Raw genomic sequence first — 14,339 nt, 5'->3', positions numbered from 1 at the left:
CCTTTCCGGATGCGGGCGTTGATCGTTTCGAGCGGCGGGCTCAGAACCGCGGCTTGCGCCGGGCGTCCGGGCGCTTGCCCTCGCGGCGCGGCGCGCGGCTCATGGAGCGCCCTCCGGGCGGGCCCTGGTCCAGCTGGAGATCGATGAGCTGACCGCTGATCCGGGTACGGCTCAATGCATTCAGGGTTTCCTTGGACAGGTCGGCCGGCAGCTCCACCAGCGAGTGGTCCGGGCGGATGCTGATGTGGCCGAAGTCGCTGCGGCGCAGGCCACCCTCATTGGCGATGGCGCCCACGATCGCGCCGGGTGCGACCTTGTGGCGCTTGCCGACCGAGATGCGATAGGTGACAAGCTCCGCGCCGGTCTGGCGATGCCGGGACGGGCCACTCGGCTCGCGACGCTCGCGGGGACCGCGGTCGCGCTCGTCGAAGGAACGCGGGGCGCGTTCGCGGCGCTCACGCGCCGTCGGCTCCGGATCGGGCTCCATGAAGAAGTTGTCGCCGTCGTGGCCGCCCACCGCGAGCGCTGCGGCGATATCCACCAGCGGGATATTGTGCTCGCGCTCGTAGTCCTCGATCAGCTTGCGGAACAACGGCAGATTGACCGAGGTCAGATTCTCGGTGATGGTGTCGCCGAACTTCTGCACGCGCTGGGCGTTCACGTCCTCGACGCTGGGCAGCTGCATCTCGGTGACCTGCTGGCGGGTGGCGCGCTCGATGGCGTCGAGCAGCCGGCGCTCGCGCGGGGCCACGAACAGCAGCGCGTCACCGGAGCGGCCCGCGCGGCCGGTGCGGCCGATGCGGTGCACGTAGGACTCGGTGTCGTGCGGGATGTCGTAGTTGACGACGTGCGAGATGCGTTCCACGTCCAGGCCGCGCGCGGCCACGTCGGTGGCGACCAGGATGTCGAGCACACCCGACTTGAGCTGGCCGATGGTGCGCTCACGCTGCGCCTGCGCGATGTCACCGTTGATGGCGGCCGCGGAATACCCACGAGCGCGCAGCTTTTCGGCCAGCTCCTCGGTGGCCTGCTTGGTGCGCACGAAGATGATCATGGCCTCGAAGGATTCGACCTCGAGGATGCGGGTCAGCGCGTCCAGCTTGCGCTGATACGACACCAGCACCCAGCGCTGGGTGATATTGGTGTTCGTCGACGTCTTGGTCTTGACGGTGATCTCGGTCGGGTTCTTCAGGTACTGCTTGGAGATCTTGCGGATGGCCGCCGGCATGGTCGCCGAGAACAGCGCGACCTGCTTCTCGTCGGGCGTGTCGGCGAGGATGCGCTCGACATCGTCCTGGAAGCCCATCTTGAGCATCTCGTCGGCCTCGTCGAGCACCAGGTACTGCAGCTGCGACAGGTCCAGGGTGCCGCGCTCGAGGTGGTCGATGACGCGGCCCGGCGTGCCGACGACCACCTGCGCACCGCGCTTCAGACCGGACAGCTGGACCGCGTAGTTCTGACCGCCGTAGATGGGCAGCACATGCAGGCCGGGCATGTGCACCGCGTAGCGGCCGAACGCCTCGGCGACCTGGATGGCCAGCTCCCGGGTCGGGGCCAGCACCAGCGCCTTCGGGGCCTTGCCGGTCATCTCGATGCCCATGAGGATCGGGATGGCGAAGGCCGCGGTCTTGCCGGTACCGGTCTGGGCCAGGCCCACCACGTCCGCGCCGTCGAGCAACGGCGGAATCGTCGCCGCCTGGATGGGCGACGGCGATTCGTAGCCGACATCGGCGATGGCCCGCAGGATGCGGTCATCGATACCCAAATCAGCGAAGGACGGGCCGGAAACGTCCCTCTCGTCGTCAGTGGGAACGCTGTCGGCCGGTGAGGTACTCATTGCCACGGATTTTACTGCCTGCTAGCTGCGGGCTTGACCATCGGGTGAATACCCTGGGAGTCGTGCAACCGGACAACCCGCCCGCGCCCGCCGCCCCGACGCCCTCGAGTTCCGTGTCCGGACTCGGAAATCCCGAACCCGCTCCCGCTCGCAACTACGTCACCGCGACCCTGGCCACCGCCGATGCGGGCAGCTCGGGAGCAGTGGCGACAGCCGTGCACGAAACGGCCGCCGCGGCGGAGCGGCCCGCCGGGACCGAACCGGCCGGGTCGGTGGATGTGGCGGTGGTGCAGTTCGATCCGTACACCGACACCGTGGCCAATCTCACCGCCCTGCGCGCGGAGGTCAGGGCCGCCAGCGAACTCGGAGCGAAGGTGGTGGTGGCGCCCGAGTATTCGATGTTCGCCACCAAGCGCCTCGACGATCGAGTGCTGGCCGCCGCGGAACCGCTGACCGGGCCGTTCGTCACCGGATTACGCGGTATCGCAGCCGAATTCGGGGTGCACGTGGTCGCCGGCGTGGTCGAGTCCGGGGGCCCGGACCAGCCCGCCGGGCACGTCTACAACACCCTCGTCGCCGCCTCCCCCGACGCCGAATTCGCGGCCGTCTACCGGAAGGTGCACCTGTACGACGCATTCGGATCGCGCGAATCCGATCTGCTCATCCCAGGCCCCTTGGAGCAGTCCCCGACCTTCACCGTGGACGGCGTGGTGTTCGGGCTGCAGACCTGCTTCGATCTGCGCTTTCCCGAAGGCATTCGCCGGCTGGCCGCCGCGGGCGCGCATGTCCTGCTGCTGCCCGCCCAGTGGATTCCCGGTCCCGGCAAGGTCGATCAGTGGACCACGCTGCTGCGCGCCCGGGCCATCGAGAACACCATGTACGTCGCCGCCGCCGACCAGGCCGCCCCGCGCGGATCCGGCGCCTCCATGATCGTCTCCCCCACCGGCGCGGTGCTGGCCGAACTCGGCGACCAGCCGGGCATCGCCACCGCCCACATCGACCTGCACCACCTCACCGAGGTCCGCACCACGAATCCGAGCCTGGCATTACGCCGCTACACAATCCGCGGAGAGTAGAGCCACCCACGGGTTCGCGGCCGTCTCGATTCCGGACTCCGGCTTGATAGACCTCCGCCTTGGAGCGACGGAGCGAAGCGGAGGAGCGTAGGGAGGGAAGAATCGAGACCTCAGGGCCGCGAACCCTGCCCCGGAGCGGAGCGGAGGGGCAAAATGGACAGAGCGATGATCTATCCGGATCGGGTGGCCGCCGGACGCGCGCTGGGTGGGGTGCTGGGGCACCTGCGCGCGGCGGATCCGCTGGTGCTGGGGCTGCCCCGGGGCGGGGTGCCGGTGGCCGTGGCCGTGCGTGACGTGATCGGCGGCGACCTCGATGTGCTGCTGGTGCGCAAGCTCGGGGTGCCGTGGCAGCCGGAACTGGCCATGGGGGCCATCGGGGAGGACGATGTCCGGGTGCTGAACTACGACGTGGTGCGGCATACCGGGGTGACGCCCGATCAGCTGGCGGACATCGAGCTCGTCGAGCGGGCCGAGCTGGAGCGCCGTCGCGGGATACTGCGGGCCGGGCCGCCGATCGATCTGAAGGACCGGACCGTGGTGATCGTGGACGACGGCATGGCGACCGGCGCGACCGTCGCCGCCGCCTGCGAGATCGCCGGGCTGCACGAGCCGCGCCGGGTGGTGGTGGCGGTGCCGGTGTCCTCGGTCGAAGCGTTGCACCGGATCCGGGAGATCGCCGACGAGGTGGTGTGCCCGCTGGTGCCGCGGGCCCTCGGCGGAGTAGGCGGGGCCTACCGGGACTTCCATCAGCTCACCGATGCGGAAGTGGTGAAGCTGTTGCGCCCCACCGCTTCCCGGGATAGGGATCAGTGAACCTCGGTGATGCCCGTGCGGTGTCGCTGCGCGAGGTCGGCGTAGAAGCTCGGATTGGTCTTGACCCACAGTTCGGCCGGGGTGCCCGCGAGCGGCTTCTTGACCTGGGCGGGTGAGCCGGCGGCCAGCACGCCGTCGGGAATCTCCTGCCCAGGGCCGACCAGCGAGTGCGCGGCGATCATGACGCCGCTGCCGATCTTGGCCATGTCCAGGACCGTACTGCCGTTGCCCACAATCGATTCCGCGCCCAGCGTCGCGCCGTGGAACACCACCGAGTGCGCGATCGTCGAACCCGCGCCGATCTCCACGGTGACGTCCTGCGGCACATGGATCACGGCGTTGTCCTGCACGTTCGCGCGTTCCCGAATGATGATGGGCGCCAGGTCCGCACGCAGCACCGCGCCGTACCAGACCGAGGCGCCCGCCTCGACGCGCACATCGCCGATCAGGGTCGCGGTGGGCGCGATGAACGCGGTCGGATCGACCGTCGGGCGCTTGCCTTCGAATTCGTAGAGGGGCACGCCCTCACCGTAATCCTTCGGACGAGCGCGAATCCTTCAGACCAGCGAGCGGGCGTGCACGAATTCGACGATCTCCGCGGTGACCTCGGCGTGCGCGGGCTCGTGCAGCAGGTCGTGGCCGGCATTGGGGTAGGTGTGGAAACGCGCGCCGACCTGGGCCGACCACTCCCGCACCGGTTCCACCGGCGCCCGGCGATCGTCCGCGCCGTGCACGATCAGCACCGGCAGGCCCGCGGGCAGCCGCGGTCCCGGCCAGTCCGACTCCTGCTCGGTCGCCAGTGCGGCACGCGAGCGGGAACCGCCCTGGGCGCGAGCATGATTCGCGGGTTCGGCGCCGCGGGCGGACTTCGGGGACCTGCCCTCCAGCACCGCCTTGGGCGTCCCGCACAGCACCAGTCCGGCGAAGTCGCCCGGCTGCGCGTCGCGCAGCACGGCGAGCGTGGTGGCCGCGCCCAGGGAGTGACCCATCAGGAACGGGGTGGAGGTCGCGTGCGCGTGCACCTGGTCCAGGAACAGCCGGGCGTCGGCGGCCAGCTCGTGGATGGTGCCCGGCCTTTCGGGATCTCCTTCGCTGAGACCGTGCCCGGAGGTGTCCAGGGCCCAGAGTTCGACGCCCCGGGCGGCCAGCGCCCGGGCGAATCGATGGTAGTGCGCGCTGTGCTGGCCGATTCCGGGTAAGAACGCCAGGACGGCCTGTGCATCATCGAGCTGCCATCGGCGGTAGTGAAGGCGGCCGCGAGCGCCCGCTAGGTAGAGCATCGGCAGATTGTGACAGACGCGCACGGGTTGCGGGGCCGCTCGAAACAAGCGACTGGCGAGTAACGAGCGAACCTGCCGGACAGCGACGCGCCGCCGAGCGGCCGCCGGGCGACACGCCGGAATGACGATGCGATTTCTGGCGCCCGACCGGGCCTCGAGCCGCTGTCGGCGGCTGCGGGACGCGCGAGTCGCGTTGTCTCCCAACATCGCCCGCAAACGCGTGCTGACATGGGCGGGTCATGGCGGGTCCGGACCGGTGCGCGGGCCGCACCTGGCAGCACATCACACCGCCCGCAGTCATTACGCTATGGCCCGACTCGGCCACCAGACGACGACCCTGGCCGGGTGCGGGTGTCGGCGGAGGAGAGGCACAGGAGGGCCGCGATTGATGCTGTTCGGTGATCGTGTCGTGTGCAGCACCGGAGACCTGGTGGCGGCGGCGCGTTGTGAGTTCGCGCTGCTGCGCGCGCTCGACGCCGAACTGGGACTGGTGACGCCGGTCGAGTTCCCGTCGCCCGGCACGCTCACGCGCACCCCCGACCCGGCCGTCGAACACCGCCTCGCCGACCTACGCGACCGGTACGGGCCGGGCGTCACCCGCATCCGCCCATCCGAGCCCGCGGCCGACGCCCTCGCCACGACCGCGCTCGTCTCCGAGGACCTGCGCGAGCGCGCACTGGCCGGACTGCGGGACGCGCACGAGCGGACGCTGACGGCACTGCGGGCGGAGGCCGAGGCGGTCGCGGGCGGTGTGGTGTTCGACGGGGACTTCGTGGCGCGCTGCGAATTCCTGGTGCGCGATCACGCCCCCGAGGGACACGACTACATGGTGGCCGGGGTGGCAGGCCGGCGCGGCGGGATCGCGACCCTGCTGGGGCTGGCGGCCGCCGCGGAGGCCCTGCGGCACAACGGTTTCCGATCCGCGCCGCAGGTACGGGTGTGGGAGGACGGCGTCCCGGTCACGTACCCGCTCGCGGACATGGCGGTCGTCTACCAGGCGCGGCGGGCGCGGCTGAACCTCATCGTCGACACCAAGCTCGGCGAGCTGCTCCCCGTGCAGTGGGGGGACCGGCGCTTCCTGGCCTGCGGCCGCTGCCCCACCTGTACGACCGAACTCGAGACCCGCCGGGATCTGCTGCTGGTGGCGGGAATGCGCCCGGCCACCCGCGCCCACCTGCGCGACGCGGGGATCACCACCGTGGACCGGCTGGCCGTCGCCGACGCCGCCGTCACCGGTATCCCGTCCGCCACCCTGACCACCCTGCGCCGCCAGGCCGAAGTCCAAATCCTGCGCGAGCGCACCGGCCGTCCGGTGCACGCCCTGCTCGATCCGGCCGCGCTGGCCGCCCTGCCCGCGCCGACCCGTGGCGACCTGTTCGTCAGCGTCACCCCGGTCAATCCCCCCGACACCGCCGACCTCCCGCGCGCGGGGTCCGGAATCGCCCGCACCGCAGGCGATGTGATCGTGCAGATCAGCGCGCTCGAGCCGGCCGACCGGGCGCCGGCGGACTACCCGGCCGCGCAGGCCCTCCGCGTGGCCGAAACCTCCTCCGCGCCGGCGATATTCGTCCCGGACCCGGCGGAATCGGCCGACGGCGAGCAGTTCGCCGAACAGCGCGGCAGCGCCGCGGTCGCGACCTTCGAGCAGGGGCCCGGGGTGAGCACGGTCGCGCTGGGATTCGTGCCCGCGCCCGCCGTGCCGAAACCGGCGCGCACCTTCGTCGTTCGAGCCGACGGCCCGGACACCCTCGGTCACGGGAGCCGTTCCCGCCGTCGCGACGACGCGGACGCGCTGCTGGAGTTCCTGATCGAGCGCCAGCGCGAATGCCCGGATCTGCGGATCCACCACTATCGCGGCGATCTGCGCGGCCTGCTGCACACCATCGGCGAACGCGATTCCGAGGGTGAGGATGTGGTGGCGGAGCTGCTACCCGCGCTGGCCGACCTGTACCCGGTGGTGCGGGCGGCGCTGGTGGTCGGCGAGCGCTCCTACGACCTGCACCAGCTGCCGCCCAATCAGGAGGAGAGCGGCGGCGGCGCGGAAGCCGTACTGCGACTGCGGGATTGGCTGCTCGACCTGGCCGCCGGGCACGAGGTCCGGCCCAGCCGGCGGTGGTCCTACGACTACGCCGAGACCGGGCCCGACGAAATCGAGGCGGCCCTGCGGGAATTCGCGGAGAGCGACGGCGCGGAGCGCGGCCCCGCGCAGGAGGCGGCCGGGCTCGCGGCGGCGGCGCTGGGCTATCACCGGCGCGAGCGGCGGCCGCTGCGCTGGGCGCACGACGACCGGCTCGACCATCCGGTGGCCGAATGGGCCGACACCGCAGGGGTTCTCGTCGCCGACTCCGGTTCGGTCGATACCGACTGGCACGGCACCGGGCAGCAGCCCATGCGGCGCTACCTGACCCTCACCGGCCGGCTGGGCACCGGCGACGCACCGCCCCCGGGCACGCCGGTGCTCACCCTCTACGACCGCCCTACGCCCGGCATGACGGTCACCCCGGGCCTGCGCGCGACGGCACACGCCACCGTCCTCGGCTGCGCGCTGGACACCAATTTCGAGGATGTGGTGCGGGTGGTGGAGATACTCCCCGTGGGCTGCGAACCCTACGACGAGCTGCCCTCGGCCATCGCGCCCTGCCCGCCGGGCCACGACATCCATCTCGCGGAAGCCTTGGAGGACACCGCACATCAGCTGCTGGTGACCCTCCCCCAGGTGCCCGAGACCGCGGTCTTCGACATCCTGTGCCGCCGCCCGCCGCGCCTGCGCGCGGGCGCGGCGCTGCCCGAGGTGTTCGGCGATCACGCCGCCGCGGTCACCGCCGCGGTCCTGGATCTCGACAATTCGTATGTGGCCGTGCAGGGTCCGCCCGGCACCGGCAAGACCGACACCACCGCGCGCGCCGTGGAACGGCTCGTCACCCGCTACCGGTGGCGGGTCGGCGTGGTGGCGCGCTCGCACCAGGTGGTCGAGCACGTGCTCGACGCCGTGGTGCAGATGGGCGTGCTGCCGGAGCTGGTCGCCAAGGCCGACAGCCGGGCGGTGGCGCCGGAATGGCTGCCCATCGAGGCCTCGCGCTATCCGCGCTTCCTCGACAATGCCGTGAACGGCTGTGTGGTGGGCGGACTCTCGAGCGACTTCACCGATCCCGACCGCATCGCGCGCGACAGCCTGGACCTGCTGGTCATCGTGGACGCGGGGAAGTTCCCGCTGGCCGAGGCAGTGGCCGTGGCCGTGTGTGCCCGGAATCTGCTGCTGGTCGGCGACCCCGCGCCGCCGACGGGACACGGCGCGCATCCCGAGCCGATCGCCGAATCCGTGCTGGGCCGACTGCTCGGCGCGCACCGCACCCTGCCCGCCGCCTACGGCTACTTCCTGGACCGCACCTGGCGCATGCATCCGCGCATGTGTGGCCCGGTATCGCGCCTGCGCTACGACAATCGGCTGCGCTCCAATGAAACCGTCACCCTCGCACGGGAACTCGACGGCTTTCCGCCCGGCGTGCGCACCGTGCCGGTGGAGCATCACGGCAACAGCACCGAATCCGCCGAGGAGGCACGGGAAGTCGTGCGCCAGGTGCGCACGCTGCTCGGATTGCCCTGGCACACCGGCGCACTCACCCGCCGCCTGCATCCGCACGACATCCTGGTGGTGGCCCCCTACCACGCCCAGGTGGCGCGCATCCGGACCTTGCTGTCGCGGGCCCGCATCGAGGACGTCCTGGTCGGCACGCCCGACCACTTCCAGGGCCGCGAGGCCGCGGTGGTGCTGGTCTCCATGACCACCTCCGCGCCCGAGGACGCCCCGCACGGGATCGGCGCGCTGCTGTCGCGGCACTGGCTGACCAGCGCGATCTCGCGGGCCATGTGGTCGGCGATCATCGTGCGCTCGCCGCTGCTGACCGAATACCTCCCGGCCACCACCGCCGAGCTGTCCGACCTGGCCGCGGTACTGCAGCTCGACCGGGTCTAGCCCGGGCCCCGCGCCTTCGGCTCAGCCGAAGCAGTGCCCCTCGCCGCGATAGGTGGGCACCGTGGTGCGGCTGCCGTCCCCGTCGATCAGATGCACCTCGTTGAAGCGCTCGCACAGCTCGCCCGCCTTGGCGTGCCGGAACCAGACCCGGTCGCCGATCTCCAGGCCGTCGGCGCCCGTCAGCGGGGTCTGCACCTCGCCCGCGCCCTCGGTCCCGATCAGCTTCAAGCCCAAGGGCCACACCGGTTTCGGCACCCGCGAGGCCCCGGTGGGCCCGGAGGCGATGTAGCCGCCGGAGAAGACGGTGGCGATACCCGGCGCCGGCCGGCGCAGCACCGGCGTGGCGAAGTACATGGACGGCCGCGGCGCCAGATTGCGGTAGCCGTCGAACAGGGTCGGCAGGTACAGGCCCGAACCCGCGGTCACCTCGGTGACGCCCGGGTCGGTAATGCTGACCTCGATGGACCCGGTGCCGCCGGAGTTGACCAGCTCGAGTTCACCGACCGTCGACCGCACCGCCTCCAGCACCTGGCGGCGGCGCTTCCCGATCTCCGCCGCGGACGCCCACTTCACCAGGCGCACAGCTGGATTGGTGTCCGGAAGACCAGCGATCTGAGCCTCGTAGGTCATCACGCCGACGACCCGGAAACCGCGGGAACGGGTTTCGGCGGCCAGCCGGGCGGCCTGCTCGGCGGTGCGGATGGGCGAACGGCGCACCCCGAGGTGCAGTGGGCCCAGGCGCAGGGAGGCGTCCACATCCAGACATACACGGGGAGCGACCTTTTCGCTGCCGACGGCCTCGCGAATCAGGTCCAGCTGGGCGGTGTCGTCGACCATGAGGGTGATGGAGTCGAGCAGCAACTGGTCGGAGGCGAGTTCCGCCAGGGCGTGCCGGTCGGCGGTGGGATAGCCGAGAAGCACATCGCGCGCGCCCTCGCGGACCAGCCAGATGGCTTCGCGCAGTGCGTAACCCATGATGCCCGCGAAGCCGCCGGAGGCGGTGAGCTTGGGCCCGAGGACTTCCTCGAGAACGGCGCGGCAGCGCACGGATTTACTGGCCACCCGGATCGGGACGCCGCGGGCGCGGCGCACCAGATCGTCGGCATTGGCGCGCAGGGCGGTCATATCGACCGCGGCGAGCGGAGGTTCGAGGTCGGCGGTGGCCGCGTGCAGCCCGCTGATCGGCGACGAATCGGTCACCAGATCATTCGACCATGAACCTGGTCATGCGTCCAGCATTAAGTTTTCCGGGGTAGGCCGGGTGTGTCAGGGCAGGTCGACAGCCTTGGTCGACAGGTACGAGACCAGGTCGTCCAGTACTACCAGCGAGATCTCGTCATCGCAGTCGGCCAGCCAGCGCAGCACCATGCCCTGGATGACGGCCAGCAGATAGGCGGCGATGGCATCCACCGGTTCCAGCCACTGGGTGCCCGAGCGGCTGGCGCAGTGATCCAGGAAGGACGTCACGTCGGCGTCCAACTCCCGGAACATGGCCGTGGCGACCGGGTCCGGGACACAGGTGGCCTGGTTCTCCCAGCGCCGCCGCAGCACCGCCAGGGTGGACTCGTATGCCCGGATCTGCCGGTCCGGGGAGGATTTCAGGATCGGCCACAGCGTGCTGAGTCCCGCGTGCAGCAGGATGCGCAGGGCACGATTACCCCTGAAATCAAGCGACACGGCCGCGGTCTCGATGGCCTCGGTCATGGCCGGACGAAGTCCGACCTGGGTGATTTCTCCACTTGCGCTCAACGACGACTCCCTTTGGCAAAGAACTCGCGCACCTCGCCTGCGCGGCTCGCTCAACGGGTGTTGCAGATCGGCACTGATCCCCGGCTTGTACGCCTACGTACCCGTTCAACGGGTACCGATGTTACGTCTTTTTCTGGCCCGGCAACCAGCTTTGATAGCCGATTCCATACCTCAAGAATGTTTTGTTACCTAATTGGAACAGGCCCGCGACCGGATAGGAATGATCAAATTGAACGATCGCCCGGTAAAGCCGTTGTTTGGACCGGACGGTATTTTATCGGCGGGTGTGCGATGAAACATAGCGGGTGTGCGCGAACCCACAACGCTCCACTGCTCGACACTCTGGCGTTACCCGCCCACCGATAGCCTGAGCGGGTGACTTCTGCGCGCCACGACCAATTCCTGATCTCCGGCACCTTCAATTTCCGCGATCTCGGCGGCGCCCGCACCGCGGGCGGTTCCACCGTGCGGGACGGAGTGCTGCTGCGGTCCGCCCAGCTCAGCCGGCTCGACGAGACGGGCCTCACCACCCTCGGCAAGCTGGGCGTCACCGACGTCCACGACCTGCGCGGGTTCGCCGAGATCGACCACATCGGCCACGACGTCGTCCCGGACGGCGTGCGCTTGAAGGTCACCCCCTTCGACCCCCGCATGGGCGAGACCCCGCCGCACGAGGCGCGCCGCCACAGCAGCGCCTCCGGGCACATGCTCGAGGTCTACCGGCTCTTCCCCGCCCTGCCCGAGGCGCACGTCGCCATCCGGTCGCTCGCCGACTCCGTACTGAGCGGCACCGCGCTGGTGCACTGCGCCGCGGGCAAGGACCGCACCGGGTGGGCCGTGGCCACACTGCTGCGGGCGGTCGATGTCACCGAAGAGGACATCTACGCCGACTACCTGCTCAGCAATGACGCTGTCCCCACCCTGCGCGCGCTGATGACCGCGGGCGCCGACGAGGAACTCTCCGACGATCTGCTCGGCGTCCGCCCCGAATACCTGGAGTCGGGCACCAACTCCATGAACGCCATGTACGGCGGACTGGACGGCTATCTCGCCGAGATCGGCATCACCCAGGAGCTGCGCGACGCGCTGCGCGCCCGGATGCTCGTCTGACAGCTGCGGCTGTTCTCCGTGGCAGCGCGCGATCAGTCCGCGTTCGACCGGCGGACCAGCCCGTTGCGGTCGATGCTGACCTGATTGCCGGTGTGGAACCAGGAGCCGGTGAAGCGGGACTCGGTGGTCTGCGGGTCGTTCCAGTAGCGGGGGCTGACATTCGGCCCCCGGCACAGCAGCTCGCCGTGGCCGACCGCCGCGAGCGGGCCACACAGCGCGAGTTCGGTTCCGCCGAAGGCGAATCCGAGCGCGTCCCGGCCCGGGGCGGTGTCGTCACGGGCCAGCCCGATGCCGGAGGTCTCGGTCGCGCCCCACACCGACCACTGCCGGGCCTCCGGGAAGACCGCGCGCAGGGAGTTGGCGACGGATTCGGAGGTGGCCGGGTCGGCCGCGGCCAGTTCGGCACGATGCCCGGCACTGCAGATCTGCCGCACCCGCTCCACCCGCAGCCCGGCCAGGCCGGGCAACAGGCCGGCGAAGATGCGCGGGGTCGCGGCGACCATGTCGATGCGTTCGGCGACAAGGGCTTCCGGCACCGCGGACCGGTCGGGGGTGAGCACCACGGTGCCGCCGACCGCGAAGGTGGGCAGCAGCTGGTCGACGCAGCCGCTGGCGTGCGCGAGCGGCAGCAGCACCAGATTGCGCAGGCCGTCGGTGGGCAGATCCAGCGCGCCGACCACGGAACGGACCGCGGAGAGCAGGTTCTCGTTGGTCAGCTCCACCCCGCGCGGGCCCGCCCCGGAGCAGGGGCTGGTGTAGCTGAGCAGTGCCAGTTCGCCGAGGGACGCGCCGTCGTCGATGAAGGCCGCGCCGTCGGGCAGCGCGTCGCGGAAGCCCGCCGCGCGGCCGCCGCCGTCGAGCACGAAGTCGGCGGAGGCGTCGTGAATCACGCGGTCCGCCACGGCATCCGGCAGCCCGTCGTGGACCAGCACCGGCACCGCCCCGGAGAGCAGCGCGCCCAGGAACGCCTGCACCCAGCGGGCGCCGACCGGCATGCGGACCGCGACCCGGTCGCCGTAGCCGATGCCGTGTTCCTGGAGGCCGCCGGCGATGCGGGAGGCCGAGTACCAGAGTTCGCGGTAGGTGAGCCGGGGGCCGCCGATCTCGACCACGGCCTCGCGGGCGGCGAAGGTGTGGACCTGGACGTCGAGGAGTTCGGTGAGCGCGGGCGTGAGGTTGCCGTAGCGCAGGATGCCGTCTGCGGCGCGGGCAAGCGGGTTGTCGCACCAGCCGTTTCGCGTCTGCGGATATTCCACGAGTAACTGCGACATCGTCGTCCCTCCGGGTACCTCGAAGCCCTGCAGGCAAGAGTGACTATATGATGCAGATCACATCGGTGGGCGGATTGTCGGCAAACGGATGTCAGGCTTTCACACCACGGAAACAGATCGCCGCCCGGTCGACCCCAAATTCCCCCGATCGAGCCTGCGGAAACATCGAATTTGCGGTGGCTTCGCAACAGTCGCACCGGGATTCCCAGCCGGGCGGTCTCGTGCCACCTCCGATCCCATACCAGTGCAGGTAACGGGCTTGACACGCCCGGGCGGCAGCCGACACGCCCGGACGCGCACAGTCGATCCTGTTCTTCGAGCAGAAGCGCGGCCGTGGCCCGGCCGATCAGCGCCTACTGGCCTGTGTATGTGGCCTTTCCGGGGCCGACCTCGAGGAAGCTGCGCACCGCGCCCCGCAGATCCGCGGTGCCGAAAAGTTGCCCGGACACCTCGGGAGTCACCGAATCCGCGTGCGCCACACCACCGGACCGCCAGGCCTCGATGATCGCCTTGGTGGCGGCGTGCGCGCGGGTCGGGCCCTCGGCGAGCCGGGCCAGCAGCGCCCGGGCCGCGGTGTCGACATCCTCGTGCACCGCATTGACCACACCCCACTCGGCCATGGTGGCGGCGGAGTAGGTGTCACCGGTCATGACGAACTCGCGGGCGCGGCCGGAACCGGCGCGCTCGGCCAGCCGCTGCGGGCCGCCCATCGACGGGGTCAGGCCGACCACGGTCTCCACCAGGCCGAACTTGGCCTTGGGCGCGGCCAGGATGATGTCACAGGCCAGCGACATCTCGAAGGCTGCGGTCAGAGTCAGCGAGTGCGCGGCGAAGATGACCGGGCAGGGCAGTGCCTCGAGCGGGTGGATGATGCGCGCGAACAGGGTCCGCCACAGCTGCGCGCCCTCCTCCTCCGACAGGCCGTCGAAGACGTGCACGTCGACGCCACCGGAGACCAGCTTGCCGTCGGCGCGGATCAGCAGCGCGCGGGGCGGATTCGCCGACAGCTCGTCGATATCCGCGGTCAGCGTGTCCATCAGGGCCTTGTCGAAGAGGTTCAGCGGCGGATTGTCGATGGTGAGGATGGCCGCGTCCGCGCCGCCGTCGGTGACGATGCGCTCCAGGCGGGTGGGCTTCGAGTCAGTCATGACCCTGAATGTATGCGGACGCTTACTTCTGCAAAAGGGTCGAGCACGAAATCGGCGATGCCGACCGAGTAGTAGATCAGCC

At 70.4% G+C, this 14,339-nt stretch carries 11 protein-coding genes; 4 read left to right on the top strand and 7 right to left on the bottom strand.

Features of this window, described 5'->3' with window-relative positions; all coding sequences use genetic code 11:
- Positions 1-40 precede the first annotated feature (40 nt).
- On the bottom strand, positions 41-1,837 hold the full coding sequence (locus tag ACWEKS_RS32775; RefSeq protein ID WP_452343671.1) for a DEAD/DEAH box helicase: 1,797 nt from the start codon (positions 1,835-1,837) through the stop codon (positions 41-43).
- Positions 1,838-2,052: 215 nt separating this feature from the next.
- Here ACWEKS_RS32775 and ACWEKS_RS32770 point away from each other — a divergent pair, with 215 nt between their 5' ends.
- Both ACWEKS_RS32770 and ACWEKS_RS32765 read left to right on the top strand, forming a co-directional pair.
- Complete coding sequence (locus tag ACWEKS_RS32770; protein ID WP_452343691.1) at positions 2,053-2,913, top strand: carbon-nitrogen hydrolase family protein; 861 nt, start codon at positions 2,053-2,055, stop codon at positions 2,911-2,913.
- A 165-nt stretch (positions 2,914-3,078) separates the two neighbouring features.
- Entirely contained in the window at positions 3,079-3,726 is a 648-nt protein-coding gene (locus ACWEKS_RS32765) for a phosphoribosyltransferase (RefSeq protein WP_452343690.1), read from the top strand.
- On the opposite strand, the gene ACWEKS_RS32760 is transcribed toward ACWEKS_RS32765, so the two are convergent.
- Together ACWEKS_RS32760 and ACWEKS_RS32755 are read right to left on the bottom strand one after the other, a co-directional pair.
- The gene (locus ACWEKS_RS32760; protein WP_354833823.1) at positions 3,720-4,247 is read right to left on the bottom strand and encodes a gamma carbonic anhydrase family protein; all 528 of its coding nucleotides are present in this window, start codon (positions 4,245-4,247) and stop codon (positions 3,720-3,722) included. The genes ACWEKS_RS32765 and ACWEKS_RS32760 overlap by 7 nt on opposite strands.
- A gap of 36 nt (positions 4,248-4,283) precedes the next feature.
- Complete coding sequence (locus ACWEKS_RS32755) at positions 4,284-5,006, bottom strand: alpha/beta hydrolase (RefSeq protein WP_452343670.1); 723 nt, start codon at positions 5,004-5,006, stop codon at positions 4,284-4,286.
- Between the two features lie 388 nt (positions 5,007-5,394).
- Between ACWEKS_RS32755 and ACWEKS_RS32750 the strand changes: the two genes are divergently transcribed.
- On the top strand, positions 5,395-8,979 hold the full coding sequence (locus ACWEKS_RS32750) for an AAA domain-containing protein (protein ID WP_452343669.1): 3,585 nt from the start codon (positions 5,395-5,397) through the stop codon (positions 8,977-8,979).
- Between the two features lie 21 nt (positions 8,980-9,000).
- Here the strand turns inward: ACWEKS_RS32750 and ACWEKS_RS32745 are convergent, their stop codons facing one another.
- Positions 9,001-10,179: an amino acid deaminase/aldolase gene (locus ACWEKS_RS32745; RefSeq protein WP_452343668.1), complete on the bottom strand. Its 1,179-nt coding sequence runs from the start codon at positions 10,177-10,179 to the stop codon at positions 9,001-9,003.
- A gap of 66 nt (positions 10,180-10,245) precedes the next feature.
- Entirely contained in the window at positions 10,246-10,728 is a 483-nt protein-coding gene (locus ACWEKS_RS32740; RefSeq protein WP_354833816.1) for a TetR family transcriptional regulator, read from the bottom strand.
- Between the two features lie 375 nt (positions 10,729-11,103).
- On the opposite strand from ACWEKS_RS32740, the gene ACWEKS_RS32735 reads away from it, so the two are divergent.
- Positions 11,104-11,838, top strand: coding sequence for a tyrosine-protein phosphatase (locus ACWEKS_RS32735; RefSeq protein ID WP_452343667.1), 735 nt, complete (start codon positions 11,104-11,106; stop codon positions 11,836-11,838).
- A 32-nt stretch (positions 11,839-11,870) separates the two neighbouring features.
- On the opposite strand, the gene ACWEKS_RS32730 is transcribed toward ACWEKS_RS32735, so the two are convergent.
- Positions 11,871-13,109, bottom strand: coding sequence for a class I adenylate-forming enzyme family protein (locus ACWEKS_RS32730; protein ID WP_452343666.1), 1,239 nt, complete (start codon positions 13,107-13,109; stop codon positions 11,871-11,873).
- 353 nt (positions 13,110-13,462) lie between these two features.
- On the bottom strand, positions 13,463-14,257 hold the full coding sequence (locus ACWEKS_RS32725) for an enoyl-CoA hydratase/isomerase family protein (protein ID WP_452343665.1): 795 nt from the start codon (positions 14,255-14,257) through the stop codon (positions 13,463-13,465).
- Positions 14,258-14,339: the final 82 nt, after the last annotated feature.

The sequence above is a fragment of the Nocardia sp. NPDC004711 genome (genome assembly GCF_053601595.1).
The sequence above is the reverse complement of the archived record's forward strand: the minus strand, read 5'-3'. Positions and strand labels throughout refer to the sequence as shown.